The 16,161-nt window shown below is 37.1% G+C and carries 19 protein-coding genes (1 of these 19 cut by a window edge); 10 read left to right on the top strand and 9 right to left on the bottom strand.

The window, feature by feature from the left end:
* Nucleotides 1–7 precede the first annotated feature (7 nt).
* Both AAG068_RS24650 and AAG068_RS24645 read right to left on the bottom strand, forming a co-directional pair.
* On the bottom strand, nt 8–1,384 hold the full coding sequence (locus AAG068_RS24650; protein WP_000287154.1) for a glycine--tRNA ligase: 1,377 nt from the start codon (nt 1,382–1,384) through the stop codon (nt 8–10).
* Between the two features lie 346 nt (nt 1,385–1,730).
* Nucleotides 1,731–2,444, bottom strand: a complete 714-nt coding sequence (locus tag AAG068_RS24645; RefSeq protein WP_342716158.1) for a DNA alkylation repair protein — start codon at nt 2,442–2,444, stop codon at nt 1,731–1,733.
* A gap of 117 nt (nt 2,445–2,561) precedes the next feature.
* Here AAG068_RS24645 and AAG068_RS24640 point away from each other — a divergent pair, with 117 nt between their 5' ends.
* Nucleotides 2,562–3,029, top strand: coding sequence for a hypothetical protein (locus AAG068_RS24640; protein WP_166704701.1), 468 nt, complete (start codon nt 2,562–2,564; stop codon nt 3,027–3,029).
* A 58-nt stretch (nt 3,030–3,087) separates the two neighbouring features.
* On the opposite strand, the gene AAG068_RS24635 is transcribed toward AAG068_RS24640, so the two are convergent.
* Nucleotides 3,088–4,413, bottom strand: a complete 1,326-nt coding sequence (locus AAG068_RS24635; RefSeq protein WP_342716157.1) for an ArsB/NhaD family transporter — start codon at nt 4,411–4,413, stop codon at nt 3,088–3,090.
* Between the two features lie 289 nt (nt 4,414–4,702).
* Here AAG068_RS24635 and kapD point away from each other — a divergent pair, with 289 nt between their 5' ends.
* The gene (kapD, locus tag AAG068_RS24630; protein ID WP_342716156.1) at nt 4,703–5,326 is read left to right on the top strand and encodes a 3'-5' exonuclease KapD; all 624 of its coding nucleotides are present in this window, start codon (nt 4,703–4,705) and stop codon (nt 5,324–5,326) included.
* Between the two features lie 41 nt (nt 5,327–5,367).
* On the opposite strand, the gene AAG068_RS24625 is transcribed toward kapD, so the two are convergent.
* Nucleotides 5,368–5,751 (bottom strand): kinase-associated lipoprotein B, encoded by a 384-nt coding sequence (locus AAG068_RS24625; protein WP_342716155.1) that lies wholly within the window; start codon nt 5,749–5,751, stop codon nt 5,368–5,370.
* Nucleotides 5,752–5,922: 171 nt separating this feature from the next.
* Between AAG068_RS24625 and AAG068_RS24620 the strand changes: the two genes are divergently transcribed.
* Both AAG068_RS24620 and sodC read left to right on the top strand, forming a co-directional pair.
* Nucleotides 5,923–6,099: a hypothetical protein gene (locus AAG068_RS24620; protein ID WP_000982762.1), complete on the top strand. Its 177-nt coding sequence runs from the start codon at nt 5,923–5,925 to the stop codon at nt 6,097–6,099.
* A gap of 68 nt (nt 6,100–6,167) precedes the next feature.
* Nucleotides 6,168–6,707 (top strand): superoxide dismutase [Cu-Zn], encoded by a 540-nt coding sequence (gene sodC, locus AAG068_RS24615; protein WP_342716154.1) that lies wholly within the window; start codon nt 6,168–6,170, stop codon nt 6,705–6,707.
* A 47-nt stretch (nt 6,708–6,754) separates the two neighbouring features.
* On the opposite strand, the gene AAG068_RS24610 is transcribed toward sodC, so the two are convergent.
* On the bottom strand, nt 6,755–7,909 hold the full coding sequence (locus AAG068_RS24610) for a MalY/PatB family protein (protein ID WP_342716153.1): 1,155 nt from the start codon (nt 7,907–7,909) through the stop codon (nt 6,755–6,757).
* Nucleotides 7,910–8,026: 117 nt separating this feature from the next.
* On the opposite strand from AAG068_RS24610, the gene AAG068_RS24605 reads away from it, so the two are divergent.
* A complete protein-coding gene (locus AAG068_RS24605; RefSeq protein ID WP_342716152.1) occupies nt 8,027–8,278 on the top strand; it encodes a YugE family protein in 252 nt (83 codons plus the stop codon).
* A gap of 30 nt (nt 8,279–8,308) precedes the next feature.
* Here the strand turns inward: AAG068_RS24605 and AAG068_RS24600 are convergent, their stop codons facing one another.
* Entirely contained in the window at nt 8,309–9,148 is an 840-nt protein-coding gene (locus tag AAG068_RS24600; RefSeq protein WP_342716151.1) for an alpha/beta fold hydrolase, read from the bottom strand.
* Between the two features lie 109 nt (nt 9,149–9,257).
* On the bottom strand, nt 9,258–10,250 hold the full coding sequence (locus tag AAG068_RS24595) for a 2-hydroxyacid dehydrogenase (RefSeq protein WP_342716150.1): 993 nt from the start codon (nt 10,248–10,250) through the stop codon (nt 9,258–9,260).
* A 264-nt stretch (nt 10,251–10,514) separates the two neighbouring features.
* On the opposite strand from AAG068_RS24595, the gene AAG068_RS24590 reads away from it, so the two are divergent.
* From AAG068_RS24590 to yugI, 3 genes are all read left to right on the top strand, one after another.
* Nucleotides 10,515–11,012, top strand: coding sequence for an Lrp/AsnC family transcriptional regulator (locus AAG068_RS24590; RefSeq protein WP_000255706.1), 498 nt, complete (start codon nt 10,515–10,517; stop codon nt 11,010–11,012).
* Nucleotides 11,009–12,199, top strand: coding sequence for an aminotransferase (locus AAG068_RS24585; protein WP_342716149.1), 1,191 nt, complete (start codon nt 11,009–11,011; stop codon nt 12,197–12,199). The genes AAG068_RS24590 and AAG068_RS24585 overlap by 4 nt, the downstream gene beginning before the upstream one ends.
* Nucleotides 12,200–12,453: 254 nt before the next feature.
* Nucleotides 12,454–12,798: a S1 domain-containing post-transcriptional regulator GSP13 gene (yugI, locus tag AAG068_RS24580; RefSeq protein WP_000003767.1), complete on the top strand. Its 345-nt coding sequence runs from the start codon at nt 12,454–12,456 to the stop codon at nt 12,796–12,798.
* Between the two features lie 112 nt (nt 12,799–12,910).
* On the opposite strand, the gene AAG068_RS24575 is transcribed toward yugI, so the two are convergent.
* Nucleotides 12,911–13,144 (bottom strand): DUF378 domain-containing protein, encoded by a 234-nt coding sequence (locus tag AAG068_RS24575; protein WP_000105788.1) that lies wholly within the window; start codon nt 13,142–13,144, stop codon nt 12,911–12,913.
* 273 nt (nt 13,145–13,417) lie between these two features.
* Here AAG068_RS24575 and AAG068_RS24570 point away from each other — a divergent pair, with 273 nt between their 5' ends.
* Nucleotides 13,418–14,770, top strand: a complete 1,353-nt coding sequence (locus tag AAG068_RS24570) for a glucose-6-phosphate isomerase (RefSeq protein ID WP_342716142.1) — start codon at nt 13,418–13,420, stop codon at nt 14,768–14,770.
* Between the two features lie 106 nt (nt 14,771–14,876).
* Nucleotides 14,877–15,290, top strand: coding sequence for a YugN-like family protein (locus tag AAG068_RS24565; protein ID WP_342716141.1), 414 nt, complete (start codon nt 14,877–14,879; stop codon nt 15,288–15,290).
* On the opposite strand, the gene AAG068_RS24560 is transcribed toward AAG068_RS24565, so the two are convergent.
* Nucleotides 15,277–16,161 carry the 3' portion of a potassium channel family protein gene (locus tag AAG068_RS24560; RefSeq protein ID WP_342716140.1) on the bottom strand. It continues 111 nt past the right edge of the window, so the window shows 885 of its 996 coding nt (coding positions 112–996); its start codon lies beyond the right edge, outside the window; its stop codon occupies nt 15,277–15,279. The genes AAG068_RS24565 and AAG068_RS24560 overlap by 14 nt on opposite strands.

The raw sequence follows: 16,161 nt of genomic DNA, 5'->3' as shown, positions 1-16,161 counted from the left end.
CTTATAATTAGAACTGGATTTTCTTCTCTAAGAAACCTTTTAATTCGCTAATTGGCATACGAACTTGTTCCATTGTGTCACGGTCACGTACTGTAACAGCTTTGTCTTCAACTGAGTCGAAGTCGTAAGTGATACAGAAAGGTGTACCGATTTCGTCTTGACGACGGTAACGTTTACCGATAGAACCAGTTTCATCAAAGTCTACCATGAAGTCTTTAGCTAATTCTGCGAATACTTCAGTAGCACCTTCAGATAGCTTTTTAGATAATGGTAAGATCGCTGCTTTGTATGGTGCTAAAGCAGGGTGGAAACGAAGAACTGTACGAGAATCGTTTTCTAATTGCTCTTCTTCATATGCATCACATAAGAATGCTAATGTTACGCGGTCAGCACCTAAAGATGGCTCGATGCAGTACGGTACATAACGCTCATTCGTTTGTGGATCAATATAGTTAAAGTCTTCGTTAGAGTGTTCCATGTGACGTTTTAAATCGAAGTCTGTACGAGATGCAACGCCCCATAGTTCGCCCCAACCGAATGGGAATTTGAATTCAATATCAGTTGTTGCGTTACTGTAGTGAGATAACTCTTCTTCACCGTGGTCACGAAGACGCATGCTTTCTTCAGTCATACCAAGTGAAAGTAACCAGTTCTTACAAGTTTCACGCCAGAATGCGAACCACTCTAAATCTTCACCAGGCTTACAGAAGAATTCAAGTTCCATTTGTTCGAATTCACGTGTACGGAATGTGAAGTTACCAGGCGTGATTTCGTTACGGAAGCTCTTACCGATTTGGCCAATACCAAATGGAAGTTTTTTACGCATAGAGCGTTGTACGTTTTTAAAGTTTACGAAAATACCTTGTGCTGTTTCAGGACGAAGGAAGATTTCGTTTGTGCTAGACTCTGTAACACCTTGGAATGTTTTGAACATTAAGTTGAACTGACGGATTTCAGTGAATTCTTCACTACCGCAATCAGGACATTTTACTTCATGCTCTTTCATTAAGTCAGCCATTTGGTCGAAAGTAAGACCGTCAACAACCATTTCGATGCCTTTTGCATCTAATGCATCTTCAATTAATTTGTCAGCACGGTGACGCGCTTTACATTTTTTACAGTCGATCATTGGATCGTTGAAGTTACCAACGTGACCAGAAGCAATCCAAGTTTTTGGGTTCATTAAAATAGCTGCGTCTAAACCAACGTTGTATGGAGATTCTTGAATGAATTTTTTCCACCAAGCTTTTTTAACGTTATTTTTTAATTCGATTCCAAGTGGACCGTAATCCCAAGTGTTTGCAAGACCACCGTAAATTTCAGAACCAGGGAAAACAAAACCGCGATGTTTCGCTAAGTTTACAACTTGTTCCATTGAATACATAATAAAATCCTCCTTTTGAAAGTTAACGTATTGGCGATGATGTGCTCAGATGCTAGTGAAACGAGCGGTATATGCTTTGAAAAACATAAAAAAACGCTCATCCCAAGGCTTAATTGCCTAGGGACGAGCGTTTGCCCGCGGTTCCACCCTAGTTGATACACAAAAGGTGCATCCACTTTATCACGTATTGCTCGAGACTGCCGTTTCCTTGCATCTTCAGGCTTTCACTATCCCTGAATCGCTTTTTGTGCAAGTACTTATAAGTCCGTCATCGCTACTTATATTAATAATAATGAACATATTCTAACACGTTCTTTTTTAAATCTCAATAGAGGAACGCGTCTATCTATGATAGAGTCTCGCCTATTTTTTCGTTATTTATTCCGTAATTTTCTTTAATGTGCTTAATTGCTTCACGTTTACTAAGCGGGGCAAGCTCGTTATTTTGCACGTATTCCCATACTACATCGGGCTTTGTTTTGGCATATTCACGAAGGACCCAGCCAATCGCTTTTTGAATGAAAAATTCTTTTGAAGAATGTAGTTGTCCAATAATCCAGAAAAGAAGTTCTTCATCCGTCTTTTGTTTGTATTTTAGCTGGAACAAAATAGCGGCACGTTGTAACCATATGTTGTCGGATGCGATCCATTTTGGAATATAGGCAGAAATTAATTCCGGGCGTTGTAAAAAGATATTGCCTAAAAAGGTAGGGACGATGCTATCAACAGTATCCCACCAAGACTTTGTGACAATGAGTTCTTCTAAGAAGGGGATATGAGTTTCGTTTATATGCTTTTTATATTTTTGCATAATATCAAGTGCGGCCGCTTGAAATTCACGTTCTGGTAAATCCCAAAGCTCACGTATGATAACTTGGAAGTCCTTTGAATCTGGGAGAGTATGTATTTGAATAACGTCTTTTAATAACTGTCTTCTCTCGGGAGTTTGAATACCGAGAAACGGGAAGTGATTTTTCATATAACGTGCCATCGGTTCTGCTTTTTCCGGATTTTTGTGAGCTATGAAATGTTCTTGTAGTGCTTTTACAAATGGATGCATCAGTTGTTCTCCTTTCTAATTATCTTACTCCTATTATTATACAGAGAGTTTGGTTGAATTTTAAAACATAACTTGTAAAGTAATGAAATATGTTGAGAGTAGAGAGGAGAGGATAAGATGGAAGATCAAGGTTTACTAGCAGGTTTCTTTGCTCTTAGTTTTGCGTTTATTCTTGTTGTATTGATTTGGGCAGTTATTGCGTATTTGTTAACGGCTTTTGCACTATATACGATGGCGAAAAATGATGGTGCAACGGATGGTGCTCTTGCATTTATTCCTTTTTTAAATAGTAAGATATGGGGTGATTTAGCGAAAGACAAATTACCAGATTTCTTGAAAGAAGAAGCAGGATGGAAAGTATTCGGCATATATGTCGCATGTTTCATCTTTAATTTCGTACCAATTCTATATTTAATAGCAACAGCTGTATCGATTGTGCTGTCTATTTATCTTATCTACGCAATTTTAGATAGGTACGGAACGAACTCTATATTATTTACAATTATTCATACAATCACGTTTTCGGTTTTCTTACCGATTCACTTATTTATTATCCGGAATGAGCCGGTAAGGTATAACGAGTAAGTTTATTTTAAATATGTGTAATGAAAAAAGCGCTCTGATTATTAGAGCGCTTTTTCTACTACATAAGGTAGCGTACATAAATATAAATATGAGAAATGATTAATGAAACGATCATAATTGGGAAACCGACTTTTAGGAAGTCCATGTAGCTAAACTTATGTCCTTCGCGGCTTGCGATACCTGCAACGATTACGTTAGCAGAAGCTCCGATTAATGTTCCGTTTCCACCTAGACAAGCACCTAATGCTAATGCCCACCATAATACGTCGATTTGTGCGTCAGAAGGTGATAATCCTAGCCCAACTGCCATATCGTTAATAAGTGGGATCATTGTTGCAACGAATGGAATGTTATCAATTGTTGCCGAGGCGATACCAGATACCCATAAAATAAGGATAGATGCGTAAGAAATGTCTCCGCCCGTTATGCCAATTACTTTTTGAGCTAACATTTTAATAAGACCGATATCGATAAGTCCTCCAACGAGTACGAATAGTCCTGCGAAGAAGAAGATTGTTACCCACTCAACACTTGCAAATACCTCTTCAATTTCATGTTCTTTCACACCAATTAACATAAGTACAGTAGCACCAGTTAAAGCGATGATAGCTGCATCAACATGGAAAATCGAATGAGTCATGAAACCTACAATTGTAAGTCCAAGTACTGTTAAAGATTTTTTCATTAATACTGGATCTTTAATATACTTCTTTTCATCTAAACTCATTAATTTCTTAACTTGTACAGGATCAGCAATTAATTGTTTACGATACATGAAGTAAAGGATTGTCGCTATCACACCAATAATAATAATTACGATAGGTGCTAAGTTGAATAAGAATGCATTGAAATCTAAATGCTTATTTGCAGAACCAATCATAATATTAGGTGGATCACCAATTAATGTTGCTGTTCCTCCAATGTTTGAAAAAATAATTTCAGAAAGTAAATAAGGAACAGGATTTACTTGCAGTATGCGCGTAATAGATAAAGTAACTGGAACAACAAGAAGTACAGTTGTAACGTTATCTAAAAATGCGGAACCAAGCGCAGTAAGTAAGGAAAGGGAAATTAAAATTTTAATTGGATTTCCTTGCGCTCCTTTTGCTGCTTTAATGGCAACGTATTGGAAGACACCCGATTTACTCGTAATGTTCACCAAAATCATCATACCGATGAGTAGCGTAATCGTCCCCCATTCAATATGTTTCGTAAAGGCGTTGTGTAAATCAACGACCCCCATAATTACCATGAGTGCTGCACCAAGAAGTGCGATGACAGCGCGATTAATTTTTTCAGAAATAATAATGGCATATGTAATTAAAAAGACTGCGATAGCAAAATAATACTGCCAGTTTGCGAGCTCTTGCGTTGTTTCGTGCAAAACTCTCATCTCCTTTCATTCACCTTTCTTAGTGTGTCAAAAATTAACTAGATGAAACACACATAAAGTCATTATAAATTAGAAAAATGTCGGATGTAAATGAAAGGGCATATTTTGTTATATTTTCTGCAACTGTTACTTTTTCGTATTTTTAAAAATATTTGCGGGTATTTGACATATATATAAGATACATCCAATCTGAATATTTAAAATGGAATTAGCATTCGAGCTTGTTCGTGTAGGAGTGTCAAATAGAAAGGAATGACAAAGATGATAAGGAAGGGATCGTATGGATGAACAACAATTTTTATTTTTAGATTTTGAGTTTACGATGCCCCAGCACAGAAAAAAACCAAAAGGATTTTTCCCGGAAATTATTGAGGTAGGACTCGTTTCGGTTGTCGGCTGTAAAGTAGAAGACACATATTCAGCTCATGTTAGGCCGAAAACGTTTCCTTCATTAACGGATCGATGTAAGAAATTTTTAGGGATTAAACAAGAAGCCGTAGATAAAGGAATTTCGTTTCCAGAACTCGTTGAAAAACTTGCAGAATATGAAAAGAGATGTAAACCAACCATTGTTACGTGGGGAAATATGGATATGAAAGTGTTGAAGCATAATTGTGAAATGGCAGGAGTCGACTTTCCGTTCTTAGGGCAGTGTCGTGATTTATCAATGGAGTATAAGAAGTTTTTTGGGGAGAGAAATCAAACAGGATTGTGGAAAGCAATTGAGGCGTATGGAAAAGTAGGGACAGGTAAGCATCATTGTGCGCTAGATGATGCAATGACGACGTATAATATTTTTAAATTAGTAGAAAAAGATAAAGAGTATTTAGTGAAACCGGCACCTCCAACATTAGGAGAACTCGTTGATTTTTCAAAAGTATTAAAGAAAGTGAGTACACAGTAACGACCAAATTGCACAGTATGTAATTTGGTCGTTTTGTTTTTTTAAAGTTTGTAGTCTTTTTTTAACTGCTCTAATGTTTCTAGACTACGAACCGCAAAAGGTGAATCATCTTCAGAAAATGAATTCATTTGATTTTCTAATGCTAATTTGAGTGACTCTGTATACTCTGGAATTTCTCCCTCATATTTCTTCACCATTTGCTCTGGAATGTTCGTCTGTTCACGGAAAGCTAAAGCACGTCTTTCATGGAAAAATGGTACGTCTGCTTGTTTTACGTTATGTAAGTCACCTTGCACTGGATGTTTTAAAACAGCTAATACTTTTACGACGTAACTGCCAGGACGGCTATTTGTAACTTCGCCGATGTATTTTCCAGTTTTATAAATACCAGTAACGATTTCGCCAATTTCAAATGTTTCTCTCATATTTTTCACCTCAAGTTTATAGTAAGGAAAGTAGAAGAAGGAGTCAAAGAAATCATTCGCTTTCGGAACGCCCCCTTGAGAATATGAATCGGTTCAACTATAATTTAAAGTAACATAACAGAAAATTCTGATGTTTTATAAATCCTCTAATGAAGGAGTGTTCTATCTTATATGATGCCTTTATATTTTCCAGAAGATAAAACAGAATATATTATTCCAGGGATTGTTTGTGTTCTATTCATCATTGGTGCGGTTGCTACGTGGCGTATGTTCATTCGTGTATCAAAACGAGAAGCAGATCGATTACAGAAAGTTGAAGAAAAGCTGTTAGCTGAGAAGAAACAGTAACTCATTTTTGTATGTTTCCCTCTATGCTCGGACAATCTAAGGGCAGAATGTATTTTGGAGGGAATAGAATGAAAAAACGGCTTTTTTTCAGTTGTTGTTTAATATTTCTGATGGCAGGTTGTGACCAAGGAAAGCCGAAAGAAATTGACGTGAAATTACATAATGCTTCAGGCGATGAGGTTGGGACTGCGAAAGTAGTGCAGCAAACAAGCGGAGTGAAAATTACGATTAAAGGGGAAGGGTTCACACCTGGCCCGCACGGTATACATGTACACGAAATCGGTGAGTGTAAAGCACCACGATTTGAATCATCTGGGAATCATTTTAATCCTGATAATAAAAAGCATGGACTCCTTAATCCGAAGGGTACAGAAAACGGTGATTTACCAAACGTAATTGCAGACGGTTCTGGGAAAATTAAAGCAGAAATCGATGCGCCGCACATAACGCTTGAAGAAGGAAAAACGACGATTCATAGAAAAGATGGAGCGTCTATTATTATTACAGAAAATGCTGACGATGGTATGACACAACCGACAGGTAAATCAGGTGATCGAATTGCTTGTGGTGTTATTGTAAAAAAAGCGTCGGATATGAAGAAAAAGTAAAAGCTACCGTGCGCGGTAGCCTTTTTGTTAAACGCCGATAGTGGCAACTATAAAGAAAACGTATGGCGCAGTCTATTTAAAATTTCTTCTAAAACAGATCTTGGACAGCCGATGTTAATTCGAATATGTTCTTCGCCGCCTAATCCGTATTTTTCACCAGGCTCAACGATGATTTTCCCTTTTTCCTCAAGCAATGTGGTACGTTCGTTTTGAGAAAGTTGTAGGCGAGAGCAATCAATCCATAACAAAAAGCTACCTTCTGGCTTTGTTACAGAAAGAGCAGGTATGTGATCTTTAATATATTTACAAGCAAATTGAGCATTATCTTCTATATATAATCGAATTTCATTTAGCCAATCGTTACATTCTGTATAAGCACTTTGCATCGCTGTATAGGCGAATGTATTTAATCCGTGAAAACCTTGTCTATATTGGATAGAGGTAAAGGTTTGACGGAGTTTTTCGTTTGGAATGATAATAATCGATGCTTGTAATCCAGCAATATTAAATGTTTTACTCGGAGCCATACAAGTAATGGTACGCGCTGCTAATTCTTCTGATAAGGAAGCGAAGGGTGTATGTGTATGATTTGCGTAAATAATATCGGAATGAATTTCATCCGCTACAACGATTACATTATATTTCGTACATAACGCGCCAAGCTGTGTGAGTTCCTCTTTTGACCAAACACGCCCGATTGGATTATGAGGACTACAAAGAAGCATAAGTTTGACGCCTTGTTGGAATTGCTTTTCTAAATGCTCGAAGTTTATTGCATATGTATCATTTTGTTTCTGTAATGGACTCACGCATAATTGTCTATTGTTTGTTGTAACCATTTCGAAAAATGGGGGATAAATAGGCGGTTGTACGAGAACGGATTCATTTTCCTTTGTGAAGGCCTGTATGCTCGTACTAAGAGCCGGAACGATTCCTGCGCTAAAGACAATCCATTCTTTTTGAATATCCCAGTTGTACTGTTTTTTTGTCCAGTTACAAATAATATCTCCAATATTTTCAGGTGGAAGTGTATAGCCGAAAATAGGATGTTCGATACGTTTCTTTAAAGCAGTTTGAATTGGTTGTGGTACTTCAAAGTCCATATCAGCAATCCAAGCATGGATAAGTTCTTCGTTTTTATATGTATCCCATTTTATACTATGAGTTCCACGGCGATTGATTGTTTTATGAAATAGTTGCATAAGTTTGCCCCCTTCTTCTGTAAAACCGTTAAGTTATGAAAGTTCTCTCTCTTCTTATAGAATAGCTGATGTGATAGGATAAAGAAAAGTATTAAAAAGTGAAAAGGCGGGAAGCGAATGGGTGCATATGAAAAGATGATAGAGGTTGTGAAGAATTGGGATCCGTTTCAAATGGGACCGGAGTTTTATGAAACAGAAGCGAGTGATGTTGTGAACGTCGTAAGTGTGTTTGATGATCCAAAATACATCGCAAAGAAGATTCAACATATATACTTTATGTCTTTTGAGGAAGTACCTGCGCTTGAAAAATGTGAGAAGTTAGCTGTGGAATTACTTGTAATAAAAGAAGGCGGAAGTTGTTCATTGTAGGCTGTCGGGATTTCCGACAGCCCTTTATAATTATTGCGCAGAAAAAGCGATAATTTCTTCATAAACATGTTCAGGTTTTTCTTCAGGTAGTAAATGCCCTGTATTTTCGTAAGAAATAAATTTCGAATTCGGTAAATCTTTGTGTAGACGATGACCTACATGTACAGGGACGACGCGATCTTTTTCACCCCAAATGAGTAGCGTAGGTGTTTCGATTTTTTGTAATTCAGTTGAAGATAAGTCACCTTCACGATCGCGTATCATACGAGTTAAAGCGGGGAATATACGATTGTCGTAAAAAGGAGCGGAGTAACCCTCCTTCATTTCATCATCAATTAATGAGTGATCATGAACGACATTCATTAAGTTATGAACGATGCCGCGTCGGATAATCCAGTTTTTTACATATAAATGAAAGAACGGTAAATAAGAAGAATATAGCAAAGGCAAAGCTGCACGTGCTAAATAGCTAGAGCTACATAGTAAAATTGTCTTTGAGATTAATTCAGGACGTATACGGTTTACATAAAGAGAAATTTGCCCACCCATAGAATGCCCAACTAATACAATCTTGGAGAGAGATAAGTGTTCAATTAAATCGATAATAACCGTTGCTAAGTTGTGATAAGAATACTTAAATAGATGCGACTTATCACTTTTACCGAACGGTGGTAAATCAAGAGCTAGTACTGTTCCTTCCTTCGATAGTAAAGGGATAAGACGGCGGTAGCTGAATGAGGAAGATAAAAAGCCGTGAACGAGTACGAAAGTAGGACGTTCTGTTTTATTGTCATGTTCATACAATTCGTAATGAACAGTAGTGCCGCGAGTGGAAAAAGTGAAATAAGGACAAGCATATTCGTGATTCATTTTTTGTCACTCCATTGATTTTTGTTCATATCATCTCCAAGGCAGAAAAAAATATGTTAACAAAAAAAGGCAAGATGACGATGTCATCTTGCCTTTCACTTATTCATTATTATGCGCGAACAATATTAGGCGGTGTTTTTCCTTGTAATCCAGCGACTAAATTTTCAGCGGCTGTCATAGCCATTTGCTGCCTAGTTTTTAATGTTGCAGATCCGATGTGTGGTAAAGTAACAACATTTTGTAAGGATAAGAGCGGATTGTCTTGTTGAATCGGCTCTTGTGTAAAAGTATCGATGCCTGCTGCAAAGATTTTCTTTTCTGTTAAGGCATGAATTAACGCTTCTTCATCGACTGTTTTCCCGCGAGAAGCATTAATGAAGATTGCTGTTTCTTTCATTAATGAAAATTCTTTTTCTCCGATAAGATGATACGTTTCATCTGTTAATGGAGTAAGAAGAACAATAAAGTCAGATTGCTTTAGTAGCGTCTGTAAATCACAATATGTAGCATCGAATTTTTGCTCCGCTTCTTCTTTACGGCGACGGTTATAATAAAGAACATCCATATCAAATCCGAATTTTGCTCGTTTTGCAACGGCTTCACCAATTCGGCCCATTCCGATAATGCCGATTGTACTATGGTGTACATCCAGCCCGAAGTGCTCTTTTCCAATTTCGGCATTCCATTCACCATTTTTTACGTAGGAGTCAAGTTCGCAAACACGGCGACCAGCAGATAACATAAGAGCAAAAACAAGGTCAGCTACTGTATCATCTAATACATATGGTGTATTCGTTCCGATTACATTTCGCTTTTCCATCGCTTGTAAATTAAAATTATCGTAACCGACAGAAATGTTGCTCACTACTTTTAAGTTAGGAGCTGCCTCTAATAATTCTTCATTAATAGCAGATCCAAAATTTAATAAACCATCTTTATCTTGTATTTTCTCTAATAGGACATCACGAGGTACCTTCTCATTTTTCTCCCATTTTTCATAATCACAGTGTTCTGATAAATATTTTTCTACAAATGTTGGAACTGGCTCAGCAATATAAACTTTTGGTTTCACGGTTCCATCCCCTTTCGCTTTATCATGCATTTTTCCGCTGATTAAAGTTTCACTTTGCCCCGCTTTAACGAGCAGTAAGACTCCCACCTAAAAGACGATTGAGATAAAGAAGTGAGGTGGGAGATCAACTGCTCGTAAAAGCCCGATTGGTTCAACTAATAACCCATGGGGTGAACCTTTCCATGGATTAAAGTTTCACTTTATTTTGACATAATTCACTAAAAAAATCTTCTTTTCAAACTGGAAAGGGTATTTGTATAATTTAGACACAAACGAAAAGGAAGGGTGATTTATATGGTGACAGAAAAGGAATTAGAATTATTAGCTTGTCTTGAAAAAAGTAGTCGATTAACTGTAGATACATTAGCGAAGCTGTTAAATATAGAAGTAGAAGAAGTAAAGAAAATGGTTGAAAAATTAGAAGCGGAAAAGATTATCGTGGATTATGTAACACATATCGATTGGACGAAGGTGAAAGAACATACTGGTTTAACGGCGATGATCGATGTGAAAGTTACGCCAAAGCACGGCGTTGGGTTCGATGCGGTTGCTGAACAAATTTATCGCTACTCAGAAGTAAAGTCTGTGTATTTAATGTCAGGGACATACGATCTTTCTATTACGTTAGAAGGAAAGACAATGGGAGAAGTAGCTATGTTTGTTTCTGAGAAATTAGCAACAATTGAGTCCGTCGTTTCTACGACAACGCATTTCATTTTGAAGAAGTATAAGCATGAGGGAATTATTTATGAAAAAAACGATGATGATAAGCGAATTGTGGTGACACCATGAAGCAATTTGAACTATCTAGAGCAGCAGAATCGTTACAACCATCAGGTATTCGAAAGTTTTTCGATTTAGCAGCAAATATGAAAGGTGTTATTTCTCTTGGAGTAGGAGAGCCTGACTTCGTTACACCTTGGAATGTGAGGCAAGCGTGTATCCGCTCTTTAGAACAAGGATATACGTCATATACAGCAAATGCAGGATTATTGGAGCTCCGTCAAGAAATAGCAAAGTATCTAAAAAAACAATTTGCAGTATCTTATGATCCAAACGATGAAATCATTGTTACAGTTGGAGCGAGTCAGGCGTTAGATGTAGCGATGCGCGCCATTATAAATCCTGATGATGAAGTACTCATTATTGAACCAAGTTTCGTTTCTTATGCACCGCTTGTAACATTAGCTGGAGGAGTTCCGGTTCCGGTGGCGACTACTTTAGGAAATGAGTTTAAAGTACAACCAGAACAAATTGAAGCAGCTATTACAGCAAAAACAAAGGCGATTTTACTTTGTTCACCAAATAATCCAACAGGTGCGATGTTAAATAAATCCGAGCTGGAAGAAATAGCGTTGATTGTTGAGAAGTACAATTTAATCGTATTATCTGATGAAATTTATGCAGAGCTTGTATACGACGAAGTATATAAAAGTTTTGCGAATATTAAAAATATGCGCGAGCATACGATTTTAATTTCAGGATTTTCAAAAGGATTTGCGATGACAGGATGGCGCCTCGGCATGATTGCAGCTCCTGTTCACTTTTCAGAACTAATGCTCAAGATTCACCAATATTCTATGATGTGTGCCCCGACAATGTCTCAGTTTGCAGCACTTGAAGCGTTACGTGCGGGAAATGATGAAGTAATTCGAATGAGAGACAGTTATAAGAAACGACGTAATTTTATGACGACATCTTTCAATGAAATGGGATTAACATGTCATGTGCCGGGCGGAGCATTTTATGTCTTTCCTTCCATTTCTTCAACTGGACTATCTTCGGCGGAATTTGCAGAACAGTTATTACTAGAAGAAAAAGTGGCTGTTGTACCTGGAAGTGTATTTGGCGAAAGTGGTGAAGGATTTATTCGTTGTTCATATGCAACATCACTTGAACAGCTTATGGAAGCAATGAAGAGAATGGAACGGTTTATAGAGAATAAAAAAAGGACAAAACACAATACGTTTTGTCCATAAAAGGGGGGGGAATACTAGAAAGCCATGTGTTAGTATTCTATCCTAATATTGGATAATTATACTTACTTAAGGAAATTTTTTCATGAATTTTGAATGAGCTCTGTCATAGTGGTATAATTTACTAATATAAGGTATACGTATCTTTTGTAGCTTTACTTAGGGTACGTATTAACTAATCGGATATTTAACAATAAATCATCTGCTTTGCTATCTACAATTGTAGAGAAAATGGTAAACGTATGGGAGTGTTTCATATGTCAGAACAATATACAACAGGAGTGGTTGTAACAGGGAAAGTGACTGGGATTCAAGATTACGGTGCATTTGTAGCGTTAGATGCAGAAACACAAGGACTTGTGCATATATCTGAAATTACAAATGGATATGTAAAGGATATTCATGATTTTTTAAAAGTCGGCGATACAGTAGAAGTAAAAGTACTTTCAATTGATGAAGAACACAGAAAAATGAGTTTATCGTTAAAAGCGGCGAAAAGAAAACAAGGACGGATTCTTATACCGAATCCATCTAAGGACGGATTTAATACGCTGCGAGAAAAGCTAACAGAATGGATTGAAGAGTCCGAGTTAACAAAGTAAAAGAGGAGCGCATATGAGCGTTCCTCTTTTACTTTGTCTTATGATATATATTTGCAAATATGATTGCATGGAATCATATTCGTATGTCGGAGGTGAAGTAAAGACATACTGACTAGCGAATTTCGTTCGTTTCTGGGTGAGTGCCAAGATTTTCTGATGGTTTAAAGAGTAAACCAAGATTGATAAGCCCAGAAATACCGACGATGCCGTAAATAATACGTGCAAGAGCTGAATTTTGTCCACCGAAGATGGCTGCCACTAAGTCAAACTGGAAGAACCCGATTAGTCCCCAGTTCACAGCGCCAATTACAGTAAAGACTAATGCGATACGTTGTAGTGTACTCATGAAAAAGCCCCCTTAATTGTGAAGCATGAGCAAGCGATGAGTTAATTAACTCTTTTATAGAATGGTGTAGTTATGTTGTTTTTATACATAAAAAATATAAGAAAAAGGATGTATATACATCTATACCGAAAAATGCGAATTTTTATGCAAAAAATGAACTTTTTCTAAAAAATATATTTTGGTTACGTTTACAATGGTTGAATCGCTTGATTTACAACTTCAGTTTCGCTAAAGTGAATACAGAAATACATATCCATAATTGGAGGGAAAAAGATGAGTACACATGTAACGTTCGACTATTCTAAAGCGTTATCCTTCATCGGTGAACATGAAATCACTTATTTACGTGATGCAGTGAAAGTAACACATCATGCAATCCACGAAAAAACTGGAGCTGGGAACGATTTCCTTGGGTGGGTAGACCTTCCGCTTCAATATGAAAAAGAAGAATTTGCTCGCATTCAAAAATGCGCAGAAAAAATTAAAAACGACTCTGACATTTTACTTGTTGTAGGTATCGGTGGTTCTTACTTAGGAGCACGTGCAGCAATCGAAATGTTAAACCATTCTTTCTACAACACACTTTCTAAAGAACAACGTAAAACTCCACAAGTGCTATTTGTTGGACAAAACATTAGCTCCACTTATATGAAAGATTTAATGGACGTATTAGAAGGTAAAGACTTCTCTATTAACGTTATTTCCAAATCAGGTACAACAACAGAGCCTGCACTAGCATTCCGTATTTTCCGTAAGTTATTAGAAGAGAAATATGGAAAAGAAGAAGCTCGCAAACGTATTTATGCAACTACAGATAAAGCACGTGGTGCATTAAAAACATTAGCTGATAACGAAGGTTACGAAACATTCGTTATTCCAGATGATGTTGGAGGACGTTTCTCTGTATTAACGCCGGTTGGTTTATTACCAATCGCAGTAAGTGGATTAAATATTGAAGAGATGATGCAAGGTGCAGCTGCTGGTCATGGTGACTTCAGTGCATCAGAACTAGAAGAAAACCCAGCTTACCAATATGCAGTAGTCCGTAATGCTTTATATAATAAAGGAAAAACAATTGAAATGCTTGTTAACTATGAGCCCGCACTTCAATACTTCGCTGAATGGTGGAAACAGTTATTTGGTGAAAGTGAAGGAAAAGATCAAAAAGGTATTTTCCCATCTTCAGCTAACTTCTCAACTGACTTACACTCATTAGGTCAATACGTTCAAGAAGGTCGTCGTGACTTATTTGAAACAGTTCTGAAAGTAGGAAAATCTACACATGAACTAACAATCGAATCAGAAGAAAACGATTTAGATGGATTAAACTACCTTGCTGGTGAAACTGTAGACTTCGTAAACACAAAAGCATACGAAGGTACATTACTTGCACATAGCGATGGTGGAGTACCGAACTTAATCGTAAATATCCCTGAATTGAATGAGTACACATTCGGTTACCTTGTATACTTCTTCGAAAAAGCATGTGCGATGAGCGGCTACTTATTAGGAGTAAATCCATTTGACCAACCAGGAGTAGAAGCATACAAGAAAAACATGTTTGCTTTACTTGGTAAACCAGGGTTTGAAGAGTTAAAAGCAGAATTAGAAGAACGTTTGAAATAATAAAAAGCGACCGGATTCGGTCGCTTTTTATTATTTCATCGAAAAGTCCATCAGTATATTCAAACTAGAGTGGGTATGCTAAAGAAAAAGTCTAGGAGGGATGGGCTTGATTCCAATTCAATCAAATTTAGAAGGACGTACATATGCGTTATATAAGTTAGAAGAGATAATGAAGCCACTTGGATATAGCATTGGTGGTAATTGGGATTATGATAAAGGATGCTTTGATTATAAGATCGATGAAGAAGATGGCTATCAATTTCTGCGAGTGCCATTTACAGCAGTAGATGGAGAGTTAGATGTACCTGGTGTAATAGTTCGTCTTGGAACACCGTATATTCTTTCGCACGTATATCAAGACGAACTAGATGATCATGTAAATACGTTAACAGCCGGAACGAGCGGAATAGATCAATTTGCGGAGCCGAAAGATCCAGATGGAGAAGTGAAAAGAAAATATATCAATATTGGGAAAGTGCTCATGCAGGAACTAGAAAAACATTTTCTTAATGGTGAATAACAATGAGTATGTCGCTTTCAATGAGAACAAAGGAATGGACCGGATTAATCATATATTGTTCGTCGCGCTTTATACCTAGTAAGAGAATGTTTTGCTTTAAGAGAGTATAGCTGCAATTTGCAAAAGTTTGTCCAGCGCAGGACGGAGGAAGCTCCATCAGTTGTAATTTATTATCAGAGATTTCATTGTAAAGTGAGAATAGTACGCCTGAAATGGAAGGGAATAAAAGTGAAGCGGTAATTACATAGCTCGTTAATTTATTTCCTTCTATAATTTCTGATGCACCAGCTCTCGTTGCATTTTGTATTTGTTCAGAAGTAAGTAGTTCAGCGATGCAGTGAATGTTTGGGTTGAGCCCCTTTGCAGTTAAAATGTTTAAAATGGATTGTGTATCTGCTAAGCTTTCATTTTTTTCTTTATCGGCTGTTATTAATATAGTGTGAGCTGTTGTAATATTAGCCTTTAATAACGTTTGATCATGATGAGGGCAACCCTTTATAAATTCTAAATGATGAAATGGTTTTGGAAGCAAAGAAAGTGTTTCATCAATTAAAACGATATCAAGGTTTGGTTGTAAAACGTGCATTTGTTTTACAACATGTTTTGCCCGTTCGTTCCAGCCAACAATAATCATATGACCGTTAGAAGTTGCAGCTTCTTCTCCTTTAATCTTCATATATTGTTTATTAATCATTTCAGTAGCGAACAATACCATATAATAAGAACAAAACCCTGTTCCTAATAAAATAATACCCATACCGATAAGTTTGCCCATCGTTGTATGTGGGGCAAAGTCACCGTAGCCAACAGTAAAGATAGTAACGATTGACCACCAAACTCCATCAAACCATGTAGTGAAGTGGGATGGTTC

It is taken from the genome of Bacillus paramycoides, from assembly GCF_038971285.1.
GTDB lineage: Bacteria > Bacillota > Bacilli > Bacillales > Bacillaceae_G > Bacillus_A.
The sequence above is the reverse complement of the archived record's forward strand: the minus strand, read 5'-3'. Positions and strand labels throughout refer to the sequence as shown.

Excerpts from the sequence above, each read along its gene's own strand:
- AAG068_RS24645 (WP_342716158.1), bottom strand. The coding sequence starts at position 2,444 with ATGCATCCATTTGTAAAAGCACTACAAGAACATTTCATAGCTCACAAA.
- sodC (WP_342716154.1), top strand. The coding sequence starts at position 6,168 with ATGAAAAAACGGCTTTTTTTCAGTTGTTGTTTAATATTTCTGATGGCA.
- AAG068_RS24590 (WP_000255706.1), top strand. The coding sequence starts at position 10,515 with ATGGTGACAGAAAAGGAATTAGAATTATTAGCTTGTCTTGAAAAAAGT.
- AAG068_RS24605 (WP_342716152.1), top strand. The coding sequence starts at position 8,027 with ATGGGTGCATATGAAAAGATGATAGAGGTTGTGAAGAATTGGGATCCG.
- AAG068_RS24570 (WP_342716142.1), top strand. The coding sequence starts at position 13,418 with ATGAGTACACATGTAACGTTCGACTATTCTAAAGCGTTATCCTTCATC.
- AAG068_RS24600 (WP_342716151.1), bottom strand. The coding sequence starts at position 9,148 with ATGAATCACGAATATGCTTGTCCTTATTTCACTTTTTCCACTCGCGGC.
- AAG068_RS24625 (WP_342716155.1), bottom strand. The coding sequence starts at position 5,751 with ATGAGAGAAACATTTGAAATTGGCGAAATCGTTACTGGTATTTATAAA.
- AAG068_RS24575 (WP_000105788.1), bottom strand. The coding sequence starts at position 13,144 with ATGAGTACACTACAACGTATCGCATTAGTCTTTACTGTAATTGGCGCT.
- kapD (WP_342716156.1), top strand. The coding sequence starts at position 4,703 with ATGGATGAACAACAATTTTTATTTTTAGATTTTGAGTTTACGATGCCC.
- AAG068_RS24610 (WP_342716153.1), bottom strand. The coding sequence starts at position 7,909 with ATGCAACTATTTCATAAAACAATCAATCGCCGTGGAACTCATAGTATA.
- AAG068_RS24595 (WP_342716150.1), bottom strand. The coding sequence starts at position 10,250 with ATGCATGATAAAGCGAAAGGGGATGGAACCGTGAAACCAAAAGTTTAT.
- yugI (WP_000003767.1), top strand. The coding sequence starts at position 12,454 with ATGTCAGAACAATATACAACAGGAGTGGTTGTAACAGGGAAAGTGACT.
- AAG068_RS24620 (WP_000982762.1), top strand. The coding sequence starts at position 5,923 with ATGATGCCTTTATATTTTCCAGAAGATAAAACAGAATATATTATTCCA.
- AAG068_RS24650 (WP_000287154.1), bottom strand. The coding sequence starts at position 1,384 with ATGTATTCAATGGAACAAGTTGTAAACTTAGCGAAACATCGCGGTTTT.
- AAG068_RS24585 (WP_342716149.1), top strand. The coding sequence starts at position 11,009 with ATGAAGCAATTTGAACTATCTAGAGCAGCAGAATCGTTACAACCATCA.
- AAG068_RS24640 (WP_166704701.1), top strand. The coding sequence starts at position 2,562 with ATGGAAGATCAAGGTTTACTAGCAGGTTTCTTTGCTCTTAGTTTTGCG.